22 protein-coding genes and 3 pseudogenes are annotated in these 26,986 nt (G+C 72.7%); 16 read left to right on the forward strand and 9 right to left on the reverse strand.

Annotation, left to right across the window (positions count from 1 at the left end; all coding sequences use genetic code 11):
- Positions 1-51: 51 nt before the first annotated feature.
- On the reverse strand, positions 52-2,571 hold the full coding sequence (guaD, locus tag QQK45_RS22945; RefSeq protein ID WP_431310230.1) for a guanine deaminase: 2,520 nt from the start codon (positions 2,569-2,571) through the stop codon (positions 52-54).
- A gap of 198 nt (positions 2,572-2,769) precedes the next feature.
- Between guaD and QQK45_RS05175 the strand changes: the two genes are divergently transcribed.
- The 7 genes and pseudogenes from QQK45_RS05175 to QQK45_RS05205 all read left to right on the forward strand — a co-directional run.
- Positions 2,770-3,390 carry a hypothetical protein gene (locus tag QQK45_RS05175; protein ID WP_284292348.1) on the forward strand — a complete coding sequence of 207 codons (621 nt, stop codon included), beginning with the start codon at positions 2,770-2,772 and terminating at the stop codon, positions 3,388-3,390.
- Positions 3,279-3,749 (forward strand): FUSC family protein, encoded by a 471-nt coding sequence (locus QQK45_RS05180; protein WP_284292349.1) that lies wholly within the window; start codon positions 3,279-3,281, stop codon positions 3,747-3,749. The genes QQK45_RS05175 and QQK45_RS05180 overlap by 112 nt, the downstream gene beginning before the upstream one ends.
- A gap of 162 nt (positions 3,750-3,911) precedes the next feature.
- A pseudogene (locus QQK45_RS05185) lies at positions 3,912-5,365 on the forward strand (MFS transporter).
- A 178-nt stretch (positions 5,366-5,543) separates the two neighbouring features.
- Positions 5,544-6,961: pseudogene (locus QQK45_RS22950) on the forward strand (MDR family MFS transporter).
- A gap of 10 nt (positions 6,962-6,971) precedes the next feature.
- Positions 6,972-7,802, forward strand: coding sequence for a deoxyribonuclease IV (locus QQK45_RS05195; protein WP_284292350.1), 831 nt, complete (start codon positions 6,972-6,974; stop codon positions 7,800-7,802).
- The gene (locus tag QQK45_RS05200; RefSeq protein WP_284292351.1) at positions 7,799-8,203 is read left to right on the forward strand and encodes a VOC family protein; all 405 of its coding nucleotides are present in this window, start codon (positions 7,799-7,801) and stop codon (positions 8,201-8,203) included. The genes QQK45_RS05195 and QQK45_RS05200 overlap by 4 nt, the downstream gene beginning before the upstream one ends.
- Positions 8,196-8,423, forward strand: a pseudogene (locus QQK45_RS05205) (VOC family protein); the annotation flags it as partial. The gene QQK45_RS05200 and the pseudogene QQK45_RS05205, both read left to right, overlap by 8 nt.
- Before the next feature lie 76 nt (positions 8,424-8,499).
- On the opposite strand, the gene QQK45_RS05210 reads toward QQK45_RS05205, so the two are convergent.
- Positions 8,500-11,877, reverse strand: a complete 3,378-nt coding sequence (locus tag QQK45_RS05210; protein ID WP_284292353.1) for a S8 family peptidase — start codon at positions 11,875-11,877, stop codon at positions 8,500-8,502.
- 316 nt (positions 11,878-12,193) lie between these two features.
- Between QQK45_RS05210 and QQK45_RS05215 the strand changes: the two genes are divergently transcribed.
- Together QQK45_RS05215 and QQK45_RS05220 are read left to right on the forward strand one after the other, a co-directional pair.
- Complete coding sequence (locus QQK45_RS05215) at positions 12,194-13,300, forward strand: branched-chain amino acid aminotransferase (protein ID WP_284292354.1); 1,107 nt, start codon at positions 12,194-12,196, stop codon at positions 13,298-13,300.
- Between the two features lie 59 nt (positions 13,301-13,359).
- On the forward strand, positions 13,360-14,187 hold the full coding sequence (locus QQK45_RS05220; protein WP_284292355.1) for a lytic polysaccharide monooxygenase: 828 nt from the start codon (positions 13,360-13,362) through the stop codon (positions 14,185-14,187).
- A gap of 80 nt (positions 14,188-14,267) precedes the next feature.
- Here the strand turns inward: QQK45_RS05220 and QQK45_RS05225 are convergent, their stop codons facing one another.
- Entirely contained in the window at positions 14,268-14,621 is a 354-nt protein-coding gene (locus QQK45_RS05225; RefSeq protein ID WP_284292356.1) for an RNA-binding S4 domain-containing protein, read from the reverse strand.
- A 127-nt stretch (positions 14,622-14,748) separates the two neighbouring features.
- Here QQK45_RS05225 and QQK45_RS05230 point away from each other — a divergent pair, with 127 nt between their 5' ends.
- Positions 14,749-15,894, forward strand: coding sequence for a GNAT family N-acetyltransferase (locus QQK45_RS05230; RefSeq protein ID WP_284292357.1), 1,146 nt, complete (start codon positions 14,749-14,751; stop codon positions 15,892-15,894).
- A gap of 72 nt (positions 15,895-15,966) precedes the next feature.
- Here QQK45_RS05230 and QQK45_RS05235 read toward each other — a convergent pair whose 3' ends face one another.
- The gene (locus QQK45_RS05235) at positions 15,967-16,296 is read right to left on the reverse strand and encodes a DUF4235 domain-containing protein (RefSeq protein WP_284292358.1); all 330 of its coding nucleotides are present in this window, start codon (positions 16,294-16,296) and stop codon (positions 15,967-15,969) included.
- A gap of 128 nt (positions 16,297-16,424) precedes the next feature.
- Between QQK45_RS05235 and QQK45_RS05240 the strand changes: the two genes are divergently transcribed.
- The 6 genes from QQK45_RS05240 to QQK45_RS05265 all read left to right on the forward strand — a co-directional run bounded on the left by QQK45_RS05240 (position 16,425) and on the right by QQK45_RS05265 (position 22,593).
- On the forward strand, positions 16,425-17,564 hold the full coding sequence (locus QQK45_RS05240; RefSeq protein ID WP_284292359.1) for a LolA family protein: 1,140 nt from the start codon (positions 16,425-16,427) through the stop codon (positions 17,562-17,564).
- A complete protein-coding gene (locus QQK45_RS05245) occupies positions 17,561-18,523 on the forward strand; it encodes an ABC transporter ATP-binding protein (protein WP_284292360.1) in 963 nt (320 codons plus the stop codon). Before QQK45_RS05240 ends, QQK45_RS05245 begins: the two co-directional genes overlap by 4 nt.
- Positions 18,510-19,433 (forward strand): ABC transporter permease, encoded by a 924-nt coding sequence (locus tag QQK45_RS05250; RefSeq protein ID WP_284292361.1) that lies wholly within the window; start codon positions 18,510-18,512, stop codon positions 19,431-19,433. Before QQK45_RS05245 ends, QQK45_RS05250 begins: the two co-directional genes overlap by 14 nt.
- A gap of 131 nt (positions 19,434-19,564) precedes the next feature.
- Positions 19,565-20,736 (forward strand): IS3 family transposase gene (locus QQK45_RS05255; protein WP_431310231.1). Its coding sequence is split into 2 segments (ribosomal slippage): positions 19,565-19,843 and positions 19,846-20,736, totalling 1,170 coding nucleotides; the frame shifts between segments, so codons are not numbered across the junction.
- 40 nt (positions 20,737-20,776) lie between these two features.
- Complete coding sequence (locus tag QQK45_RS05260) at positions 20,777-21,145, forward strand: anti-sigma factor domain-containing protein (protein ID WP_284292363.1); 369 nt, start codon at positions 20,777-20,779, stop codon at positions 21,143-21,145.
- Between the two features lie 224 nt (positions 21,146-21,369).
- Positions 21,370-22,593 carry a CAP domain-containing protein gene (locus tag QQK45_RS05265; protein WP_284292364.1) on the forward strand — a complete coding sequence of 408 codons (1,224 nt, stop codon included), beginning with the start codon at positions 21,370-21,372 and terminating at the stop codon, positions 22,591-22,593.
- Between the two features lie 30 nt (positions 22,594-22,623).
- On the opposite strand, the gene QQK45_RS05270 is transcribed toward QQK45_RS05265, so the two are convergent.
- The 5 genes from QQK45_RS05270 to QQK45_RS21930 form a co-directional block, all read right to left on the reverse strand.
- Positions 22,624-23,958 carry an MFS transporter gene (locus QQK45_RS05270; RefSeq protein ID WP_284292365.1) on the reverse strand — a complete coding sequence of 445 codons (1,335 nt, stop codon included), beginning with the start codon at positions 23,956-23,958 and terminating at the stop codon, positions 22,624-22,626.
- Positions 23,959-24,021: 63 nt separating this feature from the next.
- Positions 24,022-25,116, reverse strand: coding sequence for an ABC transporter ATP-binding protein (locus QQK45_RS05275; protein ID WP_284292366.1), 1,095 nt, complete (start codon positions 25,114-25,116; stop codon positions 24,022-24,024).
- Positions 25,113-25,925 carry an ABC transporter permease gene (locus tag QQK45_RS21920; RefSeq protein ID WP_348525153.1) on the reverse strand — a complete coding sequence of 271 codons (813 nt, stop codon included), beginning with the start codon at positions 25,923-25,925 and terminating at the stop codon, positions 25,113-25,115. The genes QQK45_RS05275 and QQK45_RS21920 overlap by 4 nt, the downstream gene beginning before the upstream one ends.
- Positions 25,910-26,371 (reverse strand): ABC transporter permease subunit, encoded by a 462-nt coding sequence (locus QQK45_RS21925; protein ID WP_348525335.1) that lies wholly within the window; start codon positions 26,369-26,371, stop codon positions 25,910-25,912. Before QQK45_RS21925 ends, QQK45_RS21920 begins: the two co-directional genes overlap by 16 nt.
- A complete protein-coding gene (locus QQK45_RS21930) occupies positions 26,266-26,877 on the reverse strand; it encodes an ABC transporter permease family protein (RefSeq protein WP_348525381.1) in 612 nt (203 codons plus the stop codon). Before QQK45_RS21930 ends, QQK45_RS21925 begins: the two co-directional genes overlap by 106 nt.
- Between the last annotated feature and the right edge of the window lie 109 nt (positions 26,878-26,986).

Genomic DNA, 26,986 nt, shown 5'->3' on the forward strand with positions numbered 1-26,986 from the left:
GCGGCAGCGCTGTCGGCCGAGCGACGCAGGGGGTCGCTCGGCCTCGGCCTCTCAGCTCGCCGCGGCCTGTGCCGGGGCATCCTCCGTCGCCGCGTCCGCGCGCGGACGCTCGCGCAGGCCCAGGGCGCACAGCGCGCCCACGACGAGGATCGCGGGCATGATCCACAGCGCACCGCGGTAGTCCGAGAGGTCCGGGGTGCCGCTGGGCAGCAGCCGTCCCGGGACCGCCTCGAGCACGCCGCCGATGATGAAGCAGAACCCGTTGACGATCGCCGACGCGCTGCCGATGAGGCTGGGCGGCACGGACTCGCCCGCGATCGTGAAGCCCAGCATGTGCGTGCCGGCGAGCAGGCCGACCGCGAACATGACGACCACGCTCACGCCCTGGGACTGAGCCGGGCCGTAGATGAAGAACGCGACGGCCACCGCCTGCAGGACCAGGCCGTAGACGGACGGCCACTTGCGCGAGTGCCACCGGTTGGAGATCACGTTCACCAGCGGCGCGCCGAGCGCGAGGCCGAGCCAGGCGAGCGCGGAGAGGATCGCGGCCAGCCCCGCGGACGCACCCCGCGCCGCCTGGACGCGCGGGCCCCACAGGACCCCCACCGCGAGCATCGTGCCGAACGACGCCCCCGCGAACAGCGCGGAGAGCACGACCTGACGGTTGGCGAAGCACTGGCCGAGGTCGTGCACGATCTCCGCGAACACGTTGCGGCCCGCGTGCTCAGCCTTCGCGGCCGCGATCTCCTCGGGCGTCGAGACCGGGTTGCGGACGATGAACACGAACGCGACGAGCAGCAGCACGCCAAACGCCCCGAACCCCGCCAGGAGCTGCTCCCAGCTCATCGAGCGCAGCAGCGCCGAGATCGCGGGCTGGCTCACCGCCGAGCCCAGGGACGCGAACATCTGGACCATGCCGAACATCAGCCCGTACTTGGCCGCGGCGAACCACTTGCCGCCGACGTAGCCGGCCCCGACGCACCCGAACGACGACCCGATCGCCAGCACCACCTGCGCGCGAACCAGGGTCCCGAAGTTCGTCGTCGCCGAGTAGAGGAACGCGCCCGCAGTCACGAACGCGACGGCGATCGCGAGCAGCGGCCGGGTGCCGTAGCGGTCCAGCAGCGAGCCGGAGAAGAACTGGCAGACCGCGAACGCCCACGTGTAGATCGAGGCGGCCAGGCTGACCTGCCCGATCGACAGCGAGGCGTCGTGCTGGATGTCGGGCGAGACGATGCCGTAGCCCGTCTGGATCGCGAAGAGCCACACCACGAACACCGTGGCGAGGATCCAGATGGTCCACGCCTCGGGGCCGCCGGGCCGGTCGTGCGGACGCTCCTGGTCGTGCTTGCCGAACATGGAGGTCGTGGCGTGCACGTACCCCGCGTGACCCGTGGACATCAGGACTCCTTCCGAGCGTGGACGAGGCGGCCGCCCGAGTAGGTGGCGGCGACGGTGCGGTCGTCGGACATGATCGACAGCACGAACAGCAGCTCCTCGGTCGACTCCGCCCGGGCGGAGCGGTACGCGAGCAGCGGCGTCGCGGACGGGTCGAGGACGACGAAGTCCGCCTCCTTGCCGACCTCGAGCGAGCCGATCTTGTCGTCGAGGTCGAGCGCGCGGGCCCCGCCGAGGGCCGCGAGGTAGAACGACTTGAGCGTCGTGCACGTGAAAGAGCCCGCTGCCGAGGAACAGGTTCGACGTCGGGCAGTGCGCGATCGCCGTCTGCGTCTCGCTCACCCGGCGCCGCTCGGACGCCGTCAGGTGCACGCCGTGCGCGAGCACCGACCGGCGGCCCAGCAGACCGTAGTGGTCGTACACGTCGAGGTAGCCCTTGCGCTCCGGGAACAGCGAGTGCACCCACTGGATCTCGCCGAGGTTCTCGGACACGTGCGTGTGCACGAAGGTCCCCGGGTGCTCCTTCCACAGCGTCCCGGCCGCCTCGAGCTGCTCGGGCGTGCTCGTCGGGGCGAACCGCGGCGTGATCGCGTAGAGCTGGCGCCCCTTCCCGTGCCACTTCTCGATCAGGGCCTTCGAGTCGTCGTAGCCCGACTGCGCGGTGTCGAGGAGCGCGTCGGGGGCGTTGCGGTCCATCAGGACCTTGCCGCCGATCATCCGCGTGCCGCGACGCTCCGACTCCTCGAAGAACGCGTCCACCGACTGTGGGTAGACCGCGCAGAAGGTCACGGCCGTCGTCGTGCCGTTACGGAGCAGCTCGTCGAAGTACACGCGCGCGACGTCGGCGGCATGGCCGGCGTCCGCGAACCGCTGCTCCTCGATGAACGTGTAGTGGTTGAGCCAGTCGATGAGCTGGGAACCGAACGCCCCGATGATGCCCGTCTGCACGTAGTGCACGTGCGTGTCGATGAAGCCGGGGCAGATCACGGAGCCCGGCAGGTGCGCGACCTCGACGCCGTCCGGGACGTGCTGCTCGGTCTCCTCGTACGGGCCGAACGCCGTGATGAGGCCGTCCTCGCTGACGACGAGCGCGTCCTCGATGTCGACGAGGGCGTCGTCGGAGTGGAACGGGTCGGCCTTGAACGAGACGGCGTGCCCACGAACGGCGGACACGTTTCCTGCGGGAGATATCTGACCTCCTCGGTGCGCACCGGGAGTGCTGGGACCGGTGCCGGCCGTCGAAGCGGGTGGTGCGGACCACTCCAGCGTGACGCCACCTGCGGGAACGCGCCTCATCACCGGCGGATGATCTGCGCACGCCGCCGAGGCACCCCGGACGCGCAGCGCGGGCGGCGGTGGTAGGACTGCCTCATGCCGGCGGCCACGCGACCCGCGATCGCCTGGTCCTGGCGCAACGCCGGGCTCGGTCTCGCCTATGCGGTGCCGGCGGTCGTCGTCACCGCGGCCGACCCCTCTGCCGGGCTGGCCTGGGCCGTGGGCGTGCTCCCCGCGGCGGCGCTCGGGCTACCGGGCCCGCGGCGTGCGCGCGTGGTCGTCGTGGTCGTCGGCGCCCTGGCCGGTGTCTCGATGGTGCTCGGCTCGCTCGTCTCGGGGACGCCCGCGCTCGCCGTCGCGACCGTCCTCGCGCTCGCCGTCGTCGTCGCCCTCACGACGGCGAACCCGCGTCGGCGTCTCGCGCCCCTCTCGCTCGCCCTCGGACTACCGCTCGTCGGTGCCGGGCTGAGCGAGGACCCCGCGTCCGGGGTGGGCGCGGCACTGCTCATCCTCGCCGGCTCGGTCTACGCGTGGCTCGTCTCGCTGCTCTGGCCGGGCGGCGCCGCGCGGGCCGGGCGCCCCGCGCCGTGCCGGCGCGGGCGGCCATGCTGCGCTACGGGCTGCAGATCGGGGTCGCGGGTGCGGGCGCCGCGGCGATCGGGCTCGCGTCCGGCTTCGACCACCCCGGCTGGGCCTGCACCGCGGCGCTCCTCGTGAGCCGGCCCGACGAGGGCGCCCTCCACGCCCGCAGCGTCGGCCGCGCGGCCTCGGTGCTGCTGGGCGCGCTCGTCGCCTGCGGGCTCGGGGCGCTCGACCCGCCCAGCGGGGTGGTGGCCGGCCTGGCCGCCGCCGCCCTCGCCGGAGTGTGCGCCACCGTGGGCAGCCGCTGGTACGTCATGCCGTTCTTCTCGACGACGATCGTCCTGTCGATGCTGGTGGCGCGCGGCGACGAAGGCACCGGGCACTGGTTCGCCGAGCGCGTCGGCGAGACGCTCGTCGGGATCGTGCTGGCCCTCGCGGCGGCGTGGGTCGCCTCGCGCCTCGCACCCCGGCGGCACGCGGCACCGAGCTCCTGAGCGCGGCAGCCCCGCACCACGGCGCGCGCGTCCACGCTGCCGCTGCCACGATGAGTTCGACGTGCCCGCCGAGGGGCGCGCGGGAGGGGGCACCATGTCCACCGCGGTGCTCGGCGGGCGGCAGGCATGACGTCGTCAGCACAGAAGCCGTCCGGGACCGGGATGGCCCTGGGGGTTCTCCTCGCCACGTGCCTCTCCAACCTGGTCGTCAATGCCAACACGTCCGCCGTCGGCATCCTGCTCCCGGCCATCAGCCAGGACACGGGCACCTCCGTCGACACGCTCCAGTGGGCGGTCACCGGCTACTCGCTGATGGGAGCCGCGGTCATCGTCACCGCCGGCTCGCTCGGCGACGTGTTCGGCCGCCGTCGCGTCTTCCAGCTCGGCCTGCTGCTGTTCGTCGCGTCGTGCGTCCTGATCGCCCTCTCGCACACCGGTACCGGGGTGATCCTGGGCCGGGTCGTCCAGGGTGCCGCCGGCTCGACCATCCTGGCGTGCGGACTGAGCCTGCTCACGGTGGCCAACAGCGGCGACGCCCAGCTGCGCTCGGTGTCGCTCTGGGGCGCCGCCGCGGCGGTCGGCCCCTGGTCGGGGGACTCCTGGTCGACGCCACCGGGTGGCAGGGCCTGTTCTGGATCGACGCCGTCGTCGCGGTCGTCTGCATGCTGATCGCGGCCGTGACCGTGCACGAGTCGCGCGACCCGCACCGGTCGCGCGACATCGACTACACCGGTGCGTTCCTGGTCGCGCTCACCCTCAGCCCCGCCATCCTGGCCGTGAGCAAGGGCTCGGCCTGGGGGTGGGCGTCGCTGCGGACGATCGGCTGCCTGGCCGTCGCCGCCGCAGCCGGGCTCGCCTTCGTGGCCGTCGAGAGGCGCGTCCGGGTGCCCCTGCTCGACCTGGCGCTCCTGCGCAACCGCGTGCTGGTCGGGTCGACCGTCGCCATCCTCATCGGTGCCGGCACCATCAACGGCCTGATGTACCTGCTCAGCCTCTACTTCCAGAACCCGGCCGCACTCGGCATGTCACCGCTGGAGGCCGGGCTCGGCACCCTGCCCGCGACCGTCGGTCTCGTCGTCGTGGCACCCCTCGTACCGAGGTTCGCCGCCAGGCTCGGGGGCCGGCAGGTCGTCGGGCTGGGCTTCCTGGTCACGGCCGTCGGCTTCGCGGTGGTCGGCTTCACCGACCCGTCGTGGAAGTACGGCGCCTTCGTGATCCCGCTCCTCGCGATCGCCGTGGGCAAGGGCCTGTCGAACGGGCCCGCCTCCTCCGCCGCGACCGCCAGCGTCTCCGCCGACCAGGTCGGCGCCGCCTCCGGGATCTCGAGCATGGCCCGGTACGTCGGCGCCGCCGTCGCGACCGCGCTCGCCGCCAGCGTCAACGCCTCGGTGATCACGGACCGCACCGTCTCCGGACACTCGACCTCCGAGGCGCTCGCCTCCGGCCTCGCCACGGCGTCCTGGGTGATGGCCGCGTTCAGCGTCGCGGGCGTCCTGATGGCGATGCTCATGGGACGGCGGTACCGCGCCGAGAAGGGCACGCTGCAGGACTCTGCCGCCTCTGCCGTGGCCCATCTCCACACCCTCCCCACGACGGCGAGCGGCGCCAGGGCCTGACGGCTCACAGGCCCGGCGCGTCCCACCCGCCCAGCGCGGTCGTGGCCCGGCTCGCCGACCGCCGGGAACACCAGGACGTCGGCTGCGGTTCGGTTCGTTCGTGGCAAGCAACTCCTCCGGCGTCTCCCGCGCCTCCGTGGGCCTGCGCTCCGGGCGCGGCCCGATCCTGCTCTCCCTCATGCTGTCGACCGCGCTCGTCGCGCTCGACTCCACCGTCATCGCGACCGCGATCCCCACCATCACGGCGGACCTGGGCGGGTTCACGCAGTTCCCGTGGCTCCTGTCGATCTACCTGCTGGCCCAGGCGGCGTCGACCCCGATCTACGGCAAGCTCGCCGACATCGTCGGGCGCAAGCCGCTCATGCTGGCGGGCGTCGCCGTCTTCCTCGCGGGCTCGGTCCTGGCGGGCTTCGCCTGGTCGATGCCGGCGCTCATCGTCTTCCGCGCGGTCCAGGGCCTCGGCGCCGGCGCGATCATGCCCATGTCGATCACCATCGCGGGCGACATCTACACGGTCGAGGAGCGCGCGACCGCGCAGGGCTATCTCGCGAGCGTATGGGGTGTCTCGGCGGTCGCAGGGCCGCTGATCGGCGGCATCTTCTCCGAGTGGGTGTCGTGGCGCTGGATCTTCTGGGTCAATATCCCCCTCTGCCTCGTCGCGGGCTGGATCCTCACGCGGTCGTTCCACGAGAAGGTCGAGCGGCGCCCGCACCGCGTCGACTACCTGGGGGCGACCCTGCTCACGGCCTCGTCGATCCTCGTGCTGCTCGGCCTGCTCGAGGGCGGGCAGGCGTGGGCGTGGGGTCCGCCGCCGGGGTGGCGGTGCTCGGCGGCGGGGTGGTGCTGGGCGTCCTGTTCGTGCTGCGCCAGCGCGTCGCGCCAGAGCCCGTCCTGCCGCTGTGGGTGTTCCGGCGCCGGATCCTCGTCACCACCACGATCGCCTCGCTCGCGATCGGCGCCGTCGTCCTGGGTCTCACGTCCTACGTGCCGACGTTCGTCCAGATCAGCCTCGGGACGGGCGCGCTCGTGGCCGGCTTCTCGGTCGCCACGATGACGCTCGGGTGGCCGGTCGCCGCGTCGCTCGCCGGGCGCGTCTACCTGCGCTGGGGCTTCCGGACGACGTCGCTGCTGGGCGCCGTCATCGTCGCCCTCGGCGCGGCCCTGCTGCTCATGCTCGACGACACGTCGACGCCCTGGGAGGTCGGCGCCTTCTGCCTCGTCGTCGGGGTCGGGATGGGATTCAGCGCCGTCCCCACGATGGTCGCGGCGCAGTCGAGCGTCGGCTGGTCGGAGCGCGGCGTCGTCACGAGCGCCAACATGTTCGCCCGCTCGATCGGCTCGGCCGTGGGCGTCGCCGTCTACGGCGCGGGCGTCAACGCGACCCTCGGAACGCACGCCGGCCACCCTTCGGGGCCGGAGCTCGCGACCGCCGTCCACCGGGTGTTCGTCGGCGTCGTCGCAGGCGCTGCTCTCCTGCTGGTGGCCGTGCTGCTCATGCCGCGCAAGGTGCCGACGGACGCGGTCGTCGTCCCCGCCGACGATGGCGCGACCGTGGCCGACGAGGCGCCCGGGCAGACGGTCGGTGGCGCCGCGTAGGTTGGGCTCCATGCGCATCGGAGCTCACGTGGACCAGCACGACGCCGTCGCCCAGTCTCTCGACATGGGCGCTGCCCAGGCCCAGGTGTTCCTGGGCGACCCGCAGGGCTGGAAAGGCCCGCAGTTCACATTCCCCGTGCACGGGTCCGACGACGCCGCCCCCGAGGAGCGCGCCGCGGCCCTCCGGGACGCCGCGAAGGCGGCGGACCTCGACCTCTACGTCCACGCGCCGTACGTCATCAACGTGGCGAGCACGAACAACCGGATCCGCATCCCGTCCCGCAAGCTCCTGCAGCAGATGGTCACGGGCGCCGCGCTGATCGGGGCGAAGGGCGTGATCGTGCACGGCGGGCACGTCGGCAAGGGGGACGCGCTCGAGGTCGGCTTCGACAACTGGCGCAAGGCGATCGAGCCGCTGGAGTCCGAGGTCCCCGTGCTGATCGAGAACACCGCGGGCGGTGACGGCGCGATGGCGCGCGGGCTCGAGCGTATCGAGCAGCTCTGGTCCGTGGTCGCGCCGGCGGCGGAGAAGGCCGGCGTGCCGCTGGGTTTCTGCCTCGACACGTGCCACGCGTGGGCGAGCGGCATCGCGCTGGAGACGGCGCCCGCGGACGTGAGCGCCGTCGTCGGGACGGTCTCCCTGGTCCACGCCAACAACAGCCGGGACGCGTTCGGGTCGGGCGCCGACCGGCACGCGAGCCTCACGGACGGTCAGATCGACCCGGCCGTGCTGGTGTCCCTGGTCGAGGCCGTGGGGGCGCCGGTGATCTGCGAGACGCACGCCGAGGCCCCGCGCGACGTCGCGTGGTTGGAGAACCAGCTCGAGGGGGCGCACTCGTGACCACGCTGCGTCTGCGGGAGATCGTCCTCGACTGCCCCCAGCCGCGCGAGCTCGCCGAGTTCTACCGCGAGCTCCTCGAATGGCCGTACGCGCCGGGCCACGCCGAGTGGGACCCCGACGGCGACGACTGGCTCGTCCTCGTCGCCCCCGACGACGGCCCTCGTCTGGCCTTCCAGCGCTCCACCGCGACCCCTCCGCCGTGGTCACGGGACTCGACGGTCGGTCGCGTGCACCTCGACGTCGCCGTCGACCGGCTCGAGGACGCGCACGACGCCGCGGTCACGGCGGGGGCGCGGCCCATCAGCGGCACGCCCGAGGAGGACGGCCACCCGGCCGACCGGTTCCGCGTCTACGCCGACCCGGCCGGACACCCGTTCTGTCTGGTGCAGGACGTGCAGTAGCTCACCACCCAGGAGAGGGGGCGCCGACGTGCGTCCGGGTCGGGGGCGCACGCACATCGACCTGTCGCTGCCCGCCGAGCTCACCGAGGAGCGCACGCGCGCTGCGGTGGCGACCGGGGGTCGCGTGGTCAGCGGCGAGTTCCTGCCGAGGACCTGGACGGTCGCGTCCCCGGAGAACCACGGCGTCGACATCGCGGGCTGGGCCGATCTCGAGGCCTGAGCACGGCCGCGGCCCGGCGGGAGGATCCCACCGGGCCGCGGCCTTCGTCCAGCGGTGTGTCAGTCGTTCGCGCCCCTCAGCGACCACGCGTGCGTGTGGCCCTTGAGGTGCGAGTACGACGGCGCGTGCTCCTTGCCGTGCGGCGCGGCCTTCGGCTTGGACGCCTTGGGCAGGTGCACCACCTCGGCACGCTTGCCCTTCGTGCCCTGCAGATGCAGGACGAGCGCGTCGGTGCCCTTCTTCGCGACGTCCGAGCCGAGCGAGTACACGATCGAGCTCCCGCCCTGGTCGACGTACAGCGGGCTGGAGACGACGACCCCGGGTCGGCGACGTCGAACTGGATCGCCGACGAGTCGTCGATGTCGGCGCCCGTGTACCCGGAGTACGTCCCGATCTGGTAGGTGATCGGGAACGACGTGTCGGTCTTCTTCACGCCGATCGCCGCCGGGTCGACGGGGACCAGCAGGACGTTGTTGTCGAACACGTTGGTGTCGACGTCGCCCTCGTTGTAGTTGACGGGCGAGACGCTCACCGGCGTCGGCGCACCCGTGTCCGGATCCCGGTCGTTCAGGTCGAGCACGAGCGCTTCGAGCAGGTCCGTCGACGTGGCGTTCTGGACGTCCACCTCGTAGTCGGCCTTGCCGTCGCCGTTCGTGTCGATCACCACGTACGGGATGACCATGTTGCCGATGGTCGCCCAGTCGCCCCACGACGCGATGCCGAAGGTGAGCGTGCCGTCGGCGTAGCCGTGCAGCCCCTTGGTCGAGCCGGCGCCGACGTACCGCAGGTCACCCGAGGTGTCCGTGGTGTTCGTCGTGCAGCCGTCCGTCTGGGTGCCGCGGCAGACCGGCAGCCTCGGGCTCTTCGCCCCGAGCTGGAGCACGGACGCCAGAGACGTGAACGCCGTCGAGCCCTTGCCCTGCGCGACGCCGTGGCCCTTGAGGGTCAGCGCCGTGAGGGTGTTCTTGCCACTGCGGAACGTCGTCGCCTTGGTCGACGTGGTCGACGTCGGCTTCGCCGCCCCGTAGACCGGGACCCGAAGAGCAGACTTGCCCGCGGGCTTGACGAGCAGACGACCCGACGCGTCGGCGACGTACTGCCGGGCCTCGGCCGCACCCGTGTACGGGTTGGTCTGGGTCGCGGCCATGGTCGGGTCGAGCGTCTTGCGCAGCGACTTGGTGACGATCGTCATGGTGACGGTCGCGGTCCTGCTCGAGTGCGCCTTGAGGTTCATCGCGGCCGGCCTCACCGTGTAGGTGACACCCGGCTGCTTGACGATGCCCTGGTACCTGAGCGTGACCGTCGTCGCCTTGCTCCCGGTGTTCTGGACCTTGACCGTGCGCTTGAGCGTCTTGACGGCCTTGGTGACCGGCACAGCCACGACGCCGAAGGACGCGGAGACCGCACCCTTGACGTCGGTGTCGTACGCCAGCACCGAGGTGTTGACAGCGCCCAGCGCGTCGACGCGGCCGGAGCCCACGCGGGCCGGGCCGAAGATGTCGCCCGTCTTGTCGTCGCCCGTGTACAGGTCGTGGTCCGCGGTGTTCATGATCGCGGCCTTGAGCTGCTCCGTGCTCCACGTGGGGTGCGCGACCTTGACGAGCGCGGAGATGCCCGCGACGTGCGGGGTGGCCATCGACGTGCCCGACTCGACCAGGACTCCGTTGCCGGTGCCCAGGCCCGCCGAGGCGACGGTGTCGCCGGGCGCCGTGACGTCCGGCTTCACGACCCCGAGCGAGCCGTGGGTGCCGCGCGAGCTGAACGAGCTCACGGTGTCCGTGATGGACGGCGTGACGTCCTTGATGGTCGCCGCGAGGGACCCGTCGAACGTGACGTTGAGCGTGCCGGCGTCCACCGCGGACTGCAGGCGGTCGGTCGCCGTCTTCGGGAGCTGGATGACCGGGATCTTGTCGTCACCGAGGATCCCCGCGCCGAACACGTCGAGGCCGGACGTGAAGATCGCACCGGAGGCTCCGGCAGCGGCCACGAAGTCGGCCCGTGCGGCCGAGCCGCACTTGCGCGTCGCGTCGTTGTCGTCCCAGACGAGCCAGGCGATCTTGCCCTTGACCTTCGCGGCGTCCTCGGCGGACAGCGCGGCGCAGCCGTCGGCGTTCGCACTGGACAGCGTGACGACGTCGGCCGTCACGGGAGCCTTGTTCGCCCAGTCGTAGGCGGTCGAGAACTGGCCCGCGACCGTGCCCGCGACGTCGGAGGGAGCGTTGACCTTCAGGCCGTCCCGGAGCTGGTAGGCGTCCACCGAGCTCGCGACGGCGAGCGAGCGGACCGCGTTCCCGGGCGCACCGCCCGTGTCGGTGAGGTCGCCGTTGTTGCCCATCGCGATGACCGGCAGGACGCCGTGCTTCGCGAGGTTGTCGATCACGGCGTTCTCGGGGTCGTCCACGACGCCGTAGTCCGAGCCCAGCGACATGTTGACGATGTCGAGGTGGTCGGAGAAGTTGCCGTCACCGTTCGGGTCGAGCGCCCAGTCGAGCGCCGGGATGACCTCGTCGGTCGAGCCGTCGCAGCCGAAGACCTTGAGCGCGTACAGCGACGCCTCGGGGGCCATGCCGGGGCCGATCTTCATCGCCGCGAGCTTGTCCGCGGTGAGCTTCTTGTAGCTGCCCTTGAACGTCGAGCCGTCGGCGTTCTCCCCGTACCCGGCGACCGTGCCGGACACGTGCGTGCCGTGGTCGTTGCAGCCGAGCGGGTTCGCGTCGGGGTGCGGGACCGGCTGGTACGTCTCGTCCTGCGGGTCGGCGTCGTAGTCGTCGCCCACGAAGTCGTAGCCGCCGACCACCTTGGCGGTCGGGGTCCACGCGCCCGCGCTGTCCGCGTGCGCCGCGTCCCAGGCCGCGACCGTGCCCGGCCCGCCGAAGTCGGCGTGCGTGTGGTCGATGCCGGTGTCGATGATGCCGACCGACACGCCCTTGCCCGTGTTCCCGTAGTCCTGCCACGTCGCCAGGGCCTGGGTGAGGTTGGCGGTGCTGGCGTTCGAGACCTTCTTGGGGACGAGCGGCGTGATCTTCACGACGTCGGAGCGCTTCGCGAGGGCCTCGATCGCCGCACCGTCCGCGTTGACCGCGACCCCGGGGACGGCGTTGGAGACCTCGAAGAGCTTCGTGGCGTCGTCGTCGTGCGCCTTGGCGGTGCCGACCACCGACGACGCGGTCCTGGCGACAGCGGACCGCCGCGCCTTCGCAGCGGCCTTCTTCTGCGTCGTCGTGCTGCTCGCGTCGGCGGAGGCGTCGGCGGCGCCGTGGCCGGCGAGCTGGACGAAGACGGAGTGGCGGCCCTTGACCGACGTCCCGAGCGAGCCCGCGAGCTTGGTGCTCGGGTCGACGGCGTGAGACGTCGCGACAGGTGCCGGCGTCGCGTTCGGACCTCCGTCGGCGGCGGTCGCGGAGGCAGCAACGCCGACCGACGCGACGAGGGTGGCGGCAACGGCGGCCACCACCCTCACTCCCCTGCTGTCAGTTCTGAGATGCCGGTCCCGTCCGGCTCGATTGCTTGATGGCGTCATGCGCGGTTATCCCCTTCGACTCCGGGTTGCGGGAGGCCAGGGCACCTCGGTCCGACCGGGGTCACCGGTCGCCTCGGACACCGTCGTCCACCGGACCCGACGCGGGTGGACCTGGCCGTGCTGCGTCGTCACGCTACGTCGCGTGCGACGGGCTGAGAAGAGCCCGGACAGCGCTGTCGCGAGCATGTTACTCACCCGTAACACAGAGCGCGCGGCCACCCGGCCGAGCACTTCGCCGTACGATGCGGAAATGCCGCTCGACCTGGATCTTCGCCCCTCGTCCCAGCCGGTCCCCGCCGCGGAACGCGCCGCAGCCCTGGCAGACCCGGGCTTCGGCCGGTACTTCACCGACCACATGGCGACCGCCCGCTGGACGTTCGACGACGGCTGGCACGACGCCGCCGTGCACCCGCTCGAGCCGTTCACGCTCCACCCCGCGGCCGCCGTCCTGCACTACGGGCAGGAGATCTTCGAGGGCCTCAAGGCGTACCGCCACGCGGACGGCAGCGTGTGGCTGTTCCGGCCCGACCAGAACGCGCGGCGCTTCGCGCGCTCGGCCCAGCGCCTCGCGCTGCCCGTGCTCGACGAGGACGACTTCGTCGCGGCGGTCGAGGCGGTCGTGCGGGCCGATGCCGCCTGGGTCCCCGACGCGCCCGACGGCCAGGAGACCAGCCTCTACCTACGGCCCTTCATGATCGCGACCGAGGCGTTCCTCGGCGTGCGGCCCGCGCACGAGGCGACGTTCGGGGTCGTCGCGAGTCCCGCCGGCGCGTACTTCAGCGGCGGCGTCCACGGAGTCAACCTCTGGGTCACCGACCGGTACGTCCGCGCGTCACGCGGCGGCACGGGCGACGCCAAGACGGGCGGCAACTACGCAGCGAGCCTGGCCGCGCAGGCCGAGGCTCGCGACCGCGGCTGCGACCAGGTCCTCTACCTCGACGGCGAGGAGCACGCCTGGCTCGAAGAGGCCGGCACCATGAACGTCTTCCTCGTCACCGCCGACGGCGAGCTCCTCACCCCCGCGCTCGGGAGCATCCTCGAAGGCGTGACCCGGGACAGCCTCCTCGAGCTCGCCCCCGACCTCGGCCTCACGCCCGTGGAGCGGCGCGTCGGGCTCGCCGAGCTGCGCGAGCGCCTCGCCGACGGCTCGGTCACCGAGGTCTTCGCCGCGGGCACGGCCGCCGTGATCACCCCGGTAGTCGGCATCCGCGGCGAGGACGGCACCGGCGCGGGCTACGAGCAGCAGGTCGGCGACGGCACGCCGGGAGCCACGAGCCTCCGGCTGCGGTCGACGCTCCTCGACCTCCAGTACGGGCGCACGCCCGACCTGCGCGGGTGGCTCCGCCGCGTCGTCTGACGGGAAACCCGTACGGGAATCGCACGATTGTGCCGGTTCTCTCGCTTCCCTAGCGTGAAGTGGTCAGGTCGAGCTGGGGCGCGCGGCCGTGGGGTCGGCGCCGGGCCGACACCTCACGCAAGGAAGCGAGAACCCATGACCCGCATCCGAGCCACGCTCGTCGCGATGGCCGCGGCCGCCGCGGCGCTGCTCACCCCGCTCCTGGCCGCACCGGCCGCGAACGCCCACGGCTGGATCACGTCCCCCGAGAGCCGCCAAGGGTTCTGCGCCGAGGAGAGACGTCCTTCGACTGCGGCCAGATCAAGTACGAGCCACAGAGCGTCGAGGCCCCCAAGGGCTCCACGCAGTGCAGCGGGGGAAGCAGCTACACGATCCTCGACGACGCGAGCCTGCCCTGGCCCCGGACGACCACCGGCACCACCGTGACGTTCCAGTGGAACCTGACCGCGGCGCACTCGACGGCGTCGTGGGAGTACTTCCTCGACGGCGTCCTGTACCGGACGTTCGACGGCGGCAACGAGCAGCCCGCCTCGAACATCTCGCAGACCATCGAGGGCCTGCCCACGGGTGACCACACGATCCTCGCCCGCTGGAACATCGCCGACACGGCGAACGCGTTCTACTCGTGCGTCGACCTGCACGTCGTCGCGGACGGCACCGACCCCGGCGACGGTGGCACGCCGACCGACCCGACCACCCCCACCGACCCGACCACGCCGACCGATCCCGGCACGTGCAGCGCCGCCGCGTGGGCGTCGTCGAGCGTCTACCTCGGCGGTGACCTCGCGTCGTACGACGGGAAGATCTGGCGCGCGAACTGGTGGACGCAGGGCCAGACGCCCAGCAACGAGCAGTGGGGACCCTGGACGCTCGTCAGCTCCTGCTGACCCGCCTCTCCCTGAGCTGTCAGAAGCTCGTGAGCCTCGAGGCTCACGAGCTTCTGACACGTCCGGGCCCGACGACGGCGTCAGTCGCGGCCGCGCAGATGATCCAGCGCGCGGCGGTCGCGCTTGGTGGGGCGGCCGGTCCCGCGGTCGCGGACCCCGGCCGGCGCGACGTACTCGCGCGGCAGCGGAGCCGGCGAGCGGTCGACGTACGCCCCGACGGCCTCGGGCGCGCCGACCCGCTTGGGCAGCAGCGCCACGACGTCGACGACGCGGTCACGGTCGGTGCGGAACTCGACCGTGTCCCCGACCTTGACCGACGATGCCGGCTTGACCCGGGACCCGTTGACCCGCACGTGCCCGGCACGGCACCACGCCGTCGCGACCGACCGGCTCTTCGCCAGCCGGACCGCCCACAGCCACACGTCGACCCGCATCGCCCCATTGTCCAACGCCTCACCGACCGGGTTGTCAGAACGTGGTGAGTCTCGAGCCTCACCACGTTCTGACAACCCGGTCGGTTAAGCGGTGGACCGGCCCGGCGCCCGCGCGCACGCTGGAGCGATGGCACCGACGCTCCGGCTCGTCCAGCTCACCCCCGACGACGCCCCCGCCTCGCTCGACGACCCGGCCGCCTGGCTCGTGCACGGCGTCGCCCGGGTGGACCGGGCCGTGCAGCTCGCGTCGCGCGGTCATGCCGATGCCGCCGACCCGGTCGCCCAGCGGCTCGGGCAGCTGTGGCACGCCGACTACGTGCGCACCCAGGCCGTCGTCGCCGTCCTCGTGCCCGACGACGCAGCCGCCTCCGTGGCCCCCTCGCCCGACGACGTCGTCGGGTTCGTCTGGCTCCGCGCGCTCCAGACGTCCAACCCGGACGCCGTCGAGATCGAGCTCGACGTGCACCCCGACCACCGCCGCCGCGGGATCGGAGCGGCCCTGTGGGAGGCGGCCATCGATCTCGTGCGCGGCATGGGACGGCACGTCGTGCAGGTGTGGTCGAACGTCCCGACCGAGCCGCCGGACGGGCCGGGCGCGCTCGCGCCCTCGACCGGCTCGGGCCGCATCCCCGCCGACGACGACGCCACGCGCTTCGCGCTGGCCCGCGGGCTCGCGTTCGAGCAGATGGAGCGGATGTCACGCCTCGACCTGCCCGTCGACCCGAGCCTGCTGCGCCGCTTCGCCGAGGCCGCCGCCGAGCACTCCCGCGACGACTATCGGGTCCGGACCTGGGACGGGGACCTCCCCGAGGAGGTGCTCGCCGACGTCGCTGCCCTCGAGAGCCGGATGATGACGGACGCGCCGTCGGGCGGGCTCGAGGTGGAGACCGACCCGTGGGACGCCGACCGCATGCGGACGTGGCTGGCCCGGTTCACGGAACGCGGGCAGACGGTCCTGCTCAGCGGCGCCGAGCACGTCCCGACAGGCCGGCTCGTCGGCTACACCGCGCTCGTCCTCGCGGCCGAGCCCGACGACGCGCGCCCCACCGCCGACCAGGACACGACCATCGTCGATCCCGGGCACCGGGGCCACCGGCTCGGGATGGCCCTCAAGGTCGCGAACCTGCAGGCGCTGGCCGAGCGCCGACCCGACGTCCGGCGCATCGTCACGTGGAACGCGGAGGAGAACGGGCCGATGCTCGACATCAACGTCGCGCTGGGGTTCCGGCCCGACGGCGGGTGGGCGGGCTGGCAGCTCCGCCTCCCGTCCTGACCGCTCCCCGAGCTGTCAGAACGTGGTGTCCGTATAGGCGCACCACGTTCTGACACGTGGGAGAGGCCGAGCTCAGTCGCCCGGCCACTCCCCCGTCCACCGCTCGAACGCGCGCGCCCCGGCCCGATCGACGAGCGCCTTGACGCCCGCGAAGATCGCGCCCTGGATCAGCGCCCCGATCACGACCTGCCGCGCGGTGTAACCGGACTCGAGGGGCTTGGGCGCCTGGTCCTCGGGCCCCGGGACGGCCCGCCTGTAGATCAGCCGGAACACGCGCGCCGCGACGAGCCCGCCGACGATCGAGCTGACGATGCCGAACGGCTTGTAGAGGATCTTGGCCGCACGACGACGGTCCTGCGCGCGGGCGGGGTCCTCCGGCGCGTCCTGGGTGGAGTCGGTCATGGTTCGACGGTAGCCGCGCCCCCGTCCCCCGGCACGGCCTGCGGCCGACTGTGGGGAAACTGTGGCGGTCCCGGTCGGGGGCGGGCGCGGCCTGGCCACGGACCCGTCGACAGGCGCAGGATCGGGGTATGAGCCTCTTCACGCGCCACCCTCGTGCCCGGTGGATCGTGCCGGGCGCGGCCGTCGTCCTCGTCGCCGGCGTCGCGGTCGGGGCGAACGCGGCCACGACGGCCCGCTCGTCCGGCAGCCCCGACCTGCCCCCGACGACGGCCGAGCAGCTCCTCGTGGACCTCCAGCAGCCGACGGCGCAGTCCCTGCAGGGCACCGCGACCGTCAGGGCGGACCTGGGCCTCCCGAGCGTGCCGGGCCTGACGGACGCGGCCGGCGTGACGGGCGCCGGCGCCCAGGGCACGACGGGCGCGTTGTCGCTCCTCACCGGCACCCACACGGTGCGCGTGTGGACCGACGGGCAGGACCGTTCGAAGGTCGCCGTCCTCGCGGACGGCAGCGAGTCCGACGTGATCCGCGACGGCTCGGACGTCTGGCTGTGGTCGGGCGCGGACCGCACGGCCGCGCACGCGACGCTGCCGTCGTCGTCGGGCACGGAGAAGCAGAAGCGGAGCGCCGAGGGGCTCGCCGGGCTCACGACCCCCGACGCCGTCGCCCGGGCCGCGCTCGACGCCGTCGACCCGACGACGAAGGTCATCGCGGACGGCACCACCCGCGTGGCCGGGCACGACGCCTACGAGCTCGTGGTCGACCCGAAGACGGACGACACGCTGGTCGACAAGGTCGCCCTCGCCGTCGACGCCAAGACCCACGTGCCGCTGCGCGTCGAGGTCTACTCGACCAAGCGCACCGCACCCGTCGTCGAGGCCGGGTTCACGTCGGTCAGCTACCGGACCCCGGCTGACTCGACGTTCGAGTTCACCGCCCCGAAGAGCGCGACCGTGAAGCAGCTCGAGCTCCCGACCGCGGGCGACCTGCCCCTGGCCGAGCTGCAGGCGGGCGCCCAGAAGCCCGACGTCGTCGGCCAGGGCTGGGACGCCGTCGCCGTCGTGACGCTCACGACCGAGCAGCAGAACGCTCTGAAGAACGGCGAGGCGGGCTCGCTCGTGAACACTCTGCCGACGGTCTCGGGTGACTGGGGCAGCGGGCACGTCCTCGCGGGCACGCTCTTCACCGCCGTCCTCACGGACGACGGACGCGTGGCGGTCGGCGCCGTGCCGACGTCGGTGGTCACGTCGGCCCTCGCGCAGACCCAGTGAGCGTCGCCGCCGACGCCGCAGCCGCACCCGTCCTCGCGACGTCGGGCCTGACCAAGAGGTTCGGCGGGAAGACCGGACAGACGGCTGTCGACGCCGTGGACCTGACGGTGCCGCGCGGCGCGGTCTACGGGTTCCTGGGGCCGAACGGGTCGGGCAAGACGACGACCATCCGGATGGTCCTGGGGCTCGTCCGCCCCACCGCGGGCGACGTCCGCCTGCTCGGCGGCCGCATGCCCGACGACGTCGCGACCGTCCTCCCGCGCGTCGGGGCCCTGGTCGAGGGGCCCGGCTTCCACCCGTACCTGAGCGGGCGCGCGAACCTGGCCCGGCTCGACGCCGCCGACCGCCTCGCCGACCCGCGCACGTCCGCGCAGAGGGTCGACGAGGCGCTCGACCGGGTGGACCTGCTCGGGTCGGCGCGCAAACGGTTCCGCGCCTACTCGCTCGGCATGCGGCAGCGCCTCGCGATCGCCGCGACCCTCCTGCAGCCGCGCGACCTGCTCGTGCTCGACGAGCCGACCAACGGCCTCGACCCGCAGGGCACGCGCGAGGTCCGCACCCTGATCGGGCGGCTGAACCAGGAGGGCGTGACCCTGCTGGTGTCGAGCCACCTGCTGTCCGAGATCGAGCAGGTCTGCACGCACCTCGGCGTGATGCGGACGGGGCGGCTGGTCGCGCAGGGCTCGTCCGCCGACGTCCTCGGGTCGACCCGCCCCTCGGCGGAGGTCACGACCCCGGACACCACGCGGGCAGCGGAGGTCCTCGCCGGCCTCGGCCTCGCGGACGTCTCCCCCACACCCGACGGCGTCACCGCGACCCTCGACGGCGTCGCGCCCGAGGCGGTGGTCGCCGCGCTCGTGGGGGCCGGCGTCGCGGTGCGCGGTTTCGTCGTCCGGCACGCGACGTTGGAGGACCGCTTCATCGAGCTCACCGGCGGAGGTTTCGATGCCGACGAGTGACGCTCTCCCGGCCGCGCCCGCGGACGCGCCTGAGGTCGTCGAGCCCGTGGACGCCGTCGGGCGGGCCGAGCAGGGCGCGCGTCCCGGCGCCGTCGGGGCGTGGCTGCGGTTCCTGCGCTCCGAGCTGCGGCTGATCCTCGGGCGTCGGCGCAACCAGGTCGGGCTGGCGGTGCTGGCCGCGGTGCCGGTCGTCATCGCGATCGCCGTGAAGGTCGCGGACCCGACATCGAACGGCGACGACGCGACGTTCCTCAACCAGATCACCGGCAACGGGTTCTTCGTGGCGCTCGCCGCGCTCGCGCTCGAGATCGGCCTCTTCCTGCCGCTCGCCGTCGCCGTGCTCGCCGGGGACGCGGTCGCGGGCGAGGCGAACGTCGGGACGCTGCGCGGGCTGCTCGTCGTGCCCGTGACGCGCGGGCGGCTGCTCGCCGTGAAGTACGTGGCGCTCGTCCTCGGGGCGCTGCTCGGGGTCGTGCTGGTGGCGGTCGTCGGGCTGGTCGCGGGGGCCGTGCTGTTCGGGCTGCACCCCGTCGTCACGCTGTCCGGGACGACGCTCGGGCTCGGCGCCGGACTGGTCCGGCTGCTGCTCGTGGTCCTCTACGTGACCGCGTACCTCGCCGCGCTCGGGGCGCTCGGGCTGTTCGTCTCGACGCTCACCGAGCAGCCCATGGGCGCGACCGTCGGGATCATCATCCTCAGCACCGCGATGTGGATCCTCGACTCGATCGAGCAGCTCCACTGGCTGCACCCGTGGCTGCTCGTCGACCACCAGCTCGCTCTCGTCGACCTGCTCCGCGACCCGGTCTACACGCACGACCTGTCGCTCGGGCTGCTGACCGACCTCGCGTACGTCGTCGTGTTCCTCGCCGCCGCGTGGGCGCGGTTCACGAGCAAGGACGTCACGAGCTGACCGGCGTCCACCGCGTTGCGGCGACTCATCGCACGGGGTGGACACTGTGCCGGTGATCCGAAGGGACTGCTGCACGGATAGGTGACACCTCACTTGTGGTGCCGTGAGGCGTCACTGGAAGGATGTGCCTTGTGCCCGCACCCCATCCCAAGGAGTTCCGCGACGATGTCGTGGCTGTCGCCCGTCGCGGCGAGGCCCCGGTCAAGCAGATCGCGAAGGACTTCGGCATCTCCGAGTCGTGCCTGCGCAACTGGATGCACGCCGCTGACGTCGAGGACGGCGCCAAGCCCGGCGTGACCGCGTCCGAGTCGGCCGAGCTGCGCGAAGCACGTCGCCGGGTGCGTCTGCTCGAGCAGGAGAACGAGGTGCTCCGCCGGGCTGCGGCGTACTTCGCCCAGGCGCACCTGCCGGGAAAATGAGCTACCCGCTCGTCCGTGAGCTCGCCGGTGACGGGATCCCCGTCGCGGTGACGTGCCGGGTGCTCGAACTCGCTCGCCAGCCCTACTACCGGTGGCTCGCGCAGCCGGTGACCGACCGTGAGCTGGAGCAGGCCTACCTCGCCAACGCCCTGTTCGACGCCCACCGTGACGACCCGGAGTACGGGTACCGGCTGCTCGCGGACGAGGCCCGCGAGGCCGGGCACGAGGCGTGCGACCGAACCATGTGGCGTCGCTGCGCAGAGAACTCGTGGTGGTGCGTGTTCGGGAAGAAGAAGGGCAAGGGCGGCAAGCGACCCGGGCCGCCCGCGCATGACGACCTCGTGAACCGGGACTTCACCGCCGAGGCACCGAACGAGCTGTGGCTGACGGATATCACCGAGCATCCCACCGGCGAGGGAAAGGTCTACCTGTGCGCTATCAAGGACGTGTACTCGAACCGGATCGTCGGGTACTCCATCAGCGACCGGATGAAGTCCTCCCTGGCCGTCCGGGCGCTCGAGAACGCCGTCGCCCGGCGGGCCGTGGACGGTGCCGACGTGGCCGGATGCATCGTCCACTCCGACAGGGGCAGCCAGTTTCGAAGCCGGAAATTCCTGGCCGCGATGCGACGTCATGACCTGGTCGGATCCATGGGCCAGGTCGCCTCCGCCGGTGACAACGCCGCGATGGAGTCGTTCTTCGCGCTCCTGCAGAAGAACGTCCTGGACCGGCGCAGGTGGTCCACCCGCCACGACCTGCGAATCGCGATCATCACCTGGATCGAACGCACCTACCACCGGCGCCGTCGCCAGCAGCGTCTGGGACGTTTGACCCCGATCGAGTTCGAGACCATCATCACCACTCAGGTCGCACTCGCCGCCTGAGATCACCTGTCACCCGTTCGTGCAGCAGTCCCGAACACGCGTGGCAGTCGTCGCGGTGGCGTCGCCGCACAGACGACGGCGCAAGCCGAAGCCGGCCCCCGCGACCACGCAGACGTCGCTGCCCCCTGACGCCGCGTCGGTCAGCGCCTCGGCCACTTGCGTCCGTGCCTCGAAGCACTGCTCGAAGGGCCTCGACCTCGTCTTCCGCGCCCACGGCGACGTCCGCACCACCGCGGTCGCACGGCCCGACCACGGGGCGGGCGTCGTCTCCGTCGGGCTGGCCGTCCCGGACGGCGCCACCGCGCAGCTCTGGGCGTACGACGACGGCCGCCGCGTGGAGTACGGCTGCATCGAGGACAGCAGCAACCCGTGCTCCCCCACGACCGGCACCGCGAGCCCGGCAGGCTGAGGCTCGCGGACTTCACGTCCCCCGCCGGCCTCACGCCGAGCAAGCAGGTTTCCTGCCGAGCAAGCGGCCGTTCCCCGCTTGCTCGGCGGAGAATCTTCTTGCTCGGCGGGCTGCGCGACGCCGTCGCGCGACCACCGCAGGCAGACCGTAGTAGCAACAACCGATTCCCGCACGTCGAAACGGTTCGACGTGCGCGATCGGGTGAAGTTCCACACCATGGGTGAATGACTCGTGCGCAGGGGAGAATCCGCGCGTGGCTCGCCGCGGTCGTCGTCGCCGGAGCCACGCTGTTCGTCGCACCGAGTGCGGCACACGCGTCCGGGCCGGGCACGCTCGCCGCGGACATCAACGCCGCGCGAGCCTCCGCAGGCCTGAGAACCCTCAGATATGACGGTTCCCTCAACGCGGTCGCCCAGTCGTGGGCCAACCACATGGCGGCAACCGACACTCTCGCTCACAACCCGTCGACCCCGTCGCGGATACGCTCCGGCTGGTCCGCATGGGGTGAGAACGTGGGCTTCACGACCACCGGCAGCGCGAAGGTCTTGCACCAGGCGTTCATGGCGTCCGCGGGGCACCGCGCGAACATCCTCAACCGTTCGTTCACGTCCCTCGGCGTCGGGTGGGCCACCAAGAACGGTCACACCTACGTAGCCGAGGTTTTCGCGGCGTACCCGCAGGCGAAGTCGGCCTCGAAGCCTACGAAGGCCTCGCCCAAGCCCAAGCCCACGTCGAAGCACACCAAGGCCTCGCCCAAACCCAAGCCCACGTCGAAGCGCACCAAGGCCTCGCCCAAACCCAAGGTCGCGTCCAAACCCACCACCGGGTACGAATCCCGCTCGTCAGACCTCCACTCGACGGGCACGAGCGGGCACACGCCGACCACGTCGTCGCCGCGCGCCAGCACCCACGGTCTCGCCCTCGGAGCCACCGGACCTCAGGTGCGCGCAGTACAGGTCCGCCTCGGCGTGCACGGCCATCCGGTCCGCGTCGACGGCAGGTTCGGTCCCGCCACCTCCCATGCGGTCCGCGCCTTTCAGCACGACGCGGGGCTGAAGGTCGACGGGGTGGTCGGGAAGCAGACCGCCTCCGCGCTCGCCAAGGCGGCCCGCACGAAGTCGGTGGTCAAGAGGGCCGCCGTCGTGAGCGCGTCCGCAAAGCTTCGGTGGCAGGCGGACACCGCGTCCGCCGAGTACCTCGCGGTCTCGCCTGGGCCGCGGATTGTTCAGCCGCCGTCCTGGAGCTCTGTCGAAGCGTCGCCGCCGGTCGTCGCCTCGCTGATCTGCTCGGCCGTGCACAACCTCACGACAGGGAGCGCACCCGATCAGACGGGTACGCAGACCTCACCTATCGCGCCGAAGCCTGCGTTCGCGACGACGGCATCATTCTCGTCCGGTCAGCTCCGGGTGGCCGACGCCTTCACGCGGATGCCGTCGCCTGGGCGGTGAGGACGGCGTCGTGCGCGACGGCGGGCGACCTCACGGTCGCTCGGAAGCCTCGCCCCGGCCGGCGGCGCCGCGCGGCGGCCAGACGACGGCGTCGTCGGCCCAGGTGTCCGGCGTTCCGATCCTGCGGATCGAGCGCACCGACGCCACGATCGCCCAGCTCGCGGCGAGGCCGGCCGCGAAGATCCCGAAGGTCCAGGTCGGACCCCAGACGCTGAGCATGACACCCGCGAGGAACGGGGAGAGCGGCGTGAGGCCGGCCGTGCACAGCATGAGGACAGCGTTCATCCGCCCTTGGAGGGCGCCTGGCGTGATGGCGGCCGCGTACCCGATCAGCCCTGCGTTGAGGGCCGGGACCGCGAGGCCGGCGATCGCCATCCCGACGAGGTAGCCGGCGTACGCCCCTGAGAAGGCGATGACCGCAGTGCCCACGACGACGACGAGCAGCAGGACGACGGCCAGCGGGCCGACGCGGAACCGCGCGATCAACCGTCCGGCGGCGAGCGAGCCGAGGAGCATCGCCGCGCCGCCCACACCGTCGATCAGGCCGATCCGGAACGGAGGGGTGTGCAGGTCGGCGAGGTGCAGGTTCAGCCCGGCGTAGAGCCCGTTGAACGTCAGGTTGACCAGCGCGAACACCCCGAGCGACGCGCGCAGGAACGGGATCGACATGACGTAGCGCCAGCCCTCGTCGAACTCGCGACGCATCGGCTCGCGCTCGCTCCGGTGCCTCACGGGATCACCCAGCGGTACCCGCACCGCGAGCGCGCAGACCAGCGCGACGAGGTGCCCGACGGCGCCCGCGAGCGCCGGCAGGACGCGTGAGACGGCGTAGAGGAGCCCGCCGAGGGGACTTGCCACGAGGCTCGCGACGGCCGACCGGCCCTGGACCGCGGCCATCGCGGAGCCGAGCTGCGGCGTCGGGACGACGTGCCTGATCGCTGCCGACTCGGACGGCTCGTAGACCGAGCGCGCGACGGCCGCGAGGAACGCGGCGACCGCGAGGTGCCCGGTGGTGATGCCGCCGAGGAGCCAGGCGACACCGAGGCTGCCCCAGGCCGCGAGCCCGAGGACGCTGCACGCGACGACGATGGTGCGACGGTCCCAGCGGTCCGCGATGACCCCGGCGGGCATGGTCGCGGCGAGCGCGCCGATCTGCGCGACGGCCCCGATCACACCCGCGACGACCAGCGAGCCGCTGAGCGCGAGCGCGAGGAGCGGCACCGCGAACGTCGCCATCCCGGAGCCCACGACCTCGACGGTCTTGCCCGTCATGAGGAGCATGTAGGGGCGGTTGTGCCAGAGGGACGGCGGCGGCGTCGCGACCGCCTCGTCGGCGCGTCCCGGTGTCGTCGTCGGCTCGATCATCCAGACACGATATATCGCGTCTTGCGGGAGGTCTACCCCTCGCGAGGGCGCGCCGGGCACGCCCTACGGGGTGGTCGGGACGGACTCCTGCGGCGCGGGCGCCTCCCGCCCGACGACGGCGCAGCCCGCCCGGTCCAGCGCGACCCGCACCCGCGTCCCCGGCTGGGGCGCGGTGGTGCCCGCCACCGCCACGAGCCGCTCCACGCCGACCGGGCCGTCGACGTCGACCGTGACCTCGACGCCCCGCGGCCGGAACAGCGACTCGACCACGGTCGCGGGCCAGGTGTGCGCGGTGGGCGCTGCGCCGTCGTCGGGCAGGACGCGGAGGCCCGTGGGCCCGACCGCCACCGACCTGTCAGAACCACGCTCCCGTATACGGGCATCAGGTTCTGACATGTCGCCCCGCTCGAGCGCGGAAGCCGGCCAGGACGCCTGATAGCCCAGGAACTCGGCGACCGCGCGCGACGCCGGGGCTCGCCACAGCTCGGGCGGCGTCGCGACCTGCAGCACACGCCCATGCGCCATCACGGCGACCCGGTCGGCGACCTCGAAGGCCTCGTCGTGGTCGTGCGTCACGAAGACGGCGGTCGTGCCGGTCTCCCGCAGGGCCACGCGCAGGTCGGTCGCGAGGCGCTCGCGCAGGCCGCGGTCCAGCGCGGACAGGGGCTCGTCGAGCAGCAGCAGCCGCGGCCGCGGCGCGAGCGCGCGGGCCAGCGCGACCCGCTGCCGCTCGCCGCCCGAGAGCGTCGCGACCTGCCGGCCGCCGTACCCCTCGAGCCCGACGACGCCCAGCAGCTCCGCGACCCGCTCGCGCCGCGCGTCGCGCGGCGTCCGCGCGACCCGCAGCCCGTACTCGACGTTCCCCGCGACCGTGTGGTGCGGGAAGAGCTGGCCGTCCTGGAACATCAGCCCGAAGCCGCGCCGGTGCACGGGCACGCCGTCGAGGTCGGAGCCGTCCCACGTCACCCGGCCCGCCACGACCGGCTCGAGCCCCGCGACCGCCCGCAGCAGGCTCGACTTTCCGCAGCCGCTCGGCCCGAGGAGCGCGAGCACCTCCCCGAGCGCGACGTCGATCGACACACCGTCGACGGCCGTCACGGCCCCCTTGCCCGTGTCGTACCGGACGACGACGTCCCGCACCGCCAGCCCCTCGCTCACAGCTCACCTCCGTCACGCTCGCCGCGCAGCTGCTCGGCGGCCAGCATCACCGCGGCCGTCAGGGCCGCCAGCACGCACGACGCCGCGAGCGCCATGCCGTAGTTCCCCTGCCCCGGGCGGCCGATCAGGTCGAAGATCGCGACCGGCAGCGTCGCGGCGTCCGGGCGCGCGAGGAACGACGTCGCCCCGAACTCTCCCAGGCTCGCCGCGAACGCGAAGCCCACCGCGAGGCCGAGCGACCGGGCCGCCAGAGGCACGTCGACCGTCCGCAGGACGCGCCCGGGCGCCGCGCCGAGCGTCGAGGCCGCCTCGCGCAGCCGCGGGTCGATGGCCCGCAGCACGGGCAGCACGGTCCGGACGACGAGCGGCACCGCGACGACCGCCTGCGCGATCGGCACCAGGAGGCCCGCGGTCCGCAGGTCGACCGGGAGCCCGAGCGGCTTGTCGAGCGTCACGAGGAACCCGAAGCCCACCGTCACGGCCGACACCCCCAGCGGCAGCATGAACAGCGAGTCCAGCGTCGCGACCGCTCGGCGCCCGACCCGGCGCCGCGGGCGCCGGGACACGACGAGCGCCACGAGCCCGCCGACCACCAGCGCGATCACCGTCGCGACCAGCGCGATCCGCACCGAGTTCCACGTCGCGGCCCACACCGTGACGCTCAGGGCGCCCCGGTCCCCCGTCGAGCCCAGCGCCCGGTAGTTCCCCAGGGACCACGCGCCGTCCACGTGCAACGACCGGACCAGCAGGTTCACCAGCGGCGTCGCCAGCAGCACCACCACGACGACGACCGTCACCGCGAACGGCACCAGATCACCCCCAGCACCGACCGCGTGCCGTCCGGGCCCCGCCCCCACAGGCGCAGCCGCCGGTCCGACGCGCGGTCCGACCCCAGGCTCAGGGCCCGCTCCCGACGCGCCCGCGTCCGCGACGCCACGAGCAGCACCACCGCCACCACGACGAGCTGCACCACCGACAGCACCGACGCCGTCCGCAGGTCCAGGAACTGCGTCGTCTGGATCCAGATCTCGGTCTCGATCGTCCCGAACTGCAACCCGCCCAGGACCAGGACCACCCCGAACGCCGTCGCGCAGAACAGGAACACGATGCTCGCCGCGCTCGCGATCGCCGGCGCCAGCGCCGGCAACGTCACCGTGCGGAACGCCCGCCACGACGACGCCCCCAACGCCCGCGCCGCCTGCTCCGCCCGCGGATCCAGCCGCGCCCACAACCCGCCGACCGTCCGGACGACCACCGTGTAGTTGAAGAACACCAGCGCCAGCACGATCGCCGTGAACGTCCCGTCCAGGTGCAGGAACCCCAACGGGCCCCCTCGACCAGCAGCGACCGGAACGCCACCCCCACCACGACCGTCGGCAGCACGAACGGCACCGTCACCAGCGCCCGCACCAGCCCACGCCCCGGCCAGCGGCACCGGAACAGCACGTACGCCCCCGGCACCCCGAGCAGCACCGACAACACCGTCCCCAGCACCGCCTGGCCCAACGTCAGCCCGACGATCCGCCACGTGCGCAGGGTGCTGAACACCTCACCGAACCCACCGAGGTCCAGGTGCCCGTCGACGACGAACCCCTTGCCGACGAGGGTGAGGACGGGCCACGCGAAGAAGATGACGAGGAACGCGAGGGGAACGACGACGGCGAGCCCCCACAGCGTCGCCCGGGTCGCCGTGGGCGCGATCCGGTGCGGACGCCCGGTTCCGTCCGGGGTCGGGAGGGGTTCGTGCGCGCGACCTACCATCCGGACCCTCGTTCCTCGGGTCCTCCCGCCAGAACCGCCACGGTCGCGTGCACGAACCCCTCCCGACCCCTTGCTGTCAGGTCGCCTTCGCAGGCCCGCACCCGGGCTC

The organism is Luteimicrobium album (assembly GCF_030161555.1).
GTDB lineage: Bacteria > Actinomycetota > Actinomycetes > Actinomycetales > Cellulomonadaceae > Luteimicrobium > Luteimicrobium album.

Coding starts and splice junctions, on each gene's coding strand:
- QQK45_RS05215 (WP_284292354.1), top strand. CDS start 12,194: ATGCCGCTCGACCTGGATCTTCGCCCCTCGTCCCAGCCGGTCCCCGCC.
- QQK45_RS05225 (WP_284292356.1), bottom strand. CDS start 14,621: ATGCGGGTCGACGTGTGGCTGTGGGCGGTCCGGCTGGCGAAGAGCCGG.
- QQK45_RS05175 (WP_284292348.1), top strand. CDS start 2,770: ATGCCGGCGGCCACGCGACCCGCGATCGCCTGGTCCTGGCGCAACGCC.
- QQK45_RS05250 (WP_284292361.1), top strand. CDS start 18,510: ATGCCGACGAGTGACGCTCTCCCGGCCGCGCCCGCGGACGCGCCTGAG.
- QQK45_RS05180 (WP_284292349.1), top strand. CDS start 3,279: ATGCTGCGCTACGGGCTGCAGATCGGGGTCGCGGGTGCGGGCGCCGCG.
- QQK45_RS21930 (WP_348525381.1), bottom strand. CDS start 26,877: ATGGTAGGTCGCGCGCACGAACCCCTCCCGACCCCGGACGGAACCGGG.
- QQK45_RS05265 (WP_284292364.1), top strand. CDS start 21,370: ATGACTCGTGCGCAGGGGAGAATCCGCGCGTGGCTCGCCGCGGTCGTC.
- QQK45_RS05230 (WP_284292357.1), top strand. CDS start 14,749: ATGGCACCGACGCTCCGGCTCGTCCAGCTCACCCCCGACGACGCCCCC.
- QQK45_RS05195 (WP_284292350.1), top strand. CDS start 6,972: ATGCGCATCGGAGCTCACGTGGACCAGCACGACGCCGTCGCCCAGTCT.
- QQK45_RS05235 (WP_284292358.1), bottom strand. CDS start 16,296: ATGACCGACTCCACCCAGGACGCGCCGGAGGACCCCGCCCGCGCGCAG.
- QQK45_RS05270 (WP_284292365.1), bottom strand. CDS start 23,958: ATGATCGAGCCGACGACGACACCGGGACGCGCCGACGAGGCGGTCGCG.
- QQK45_RS05240 (WP_284292359.1), top strand. CDS start 16,425: ATGAGCCTCTTCACGCGCCACCCTCGTGCCCGGTGGATCGTGCCGGGC.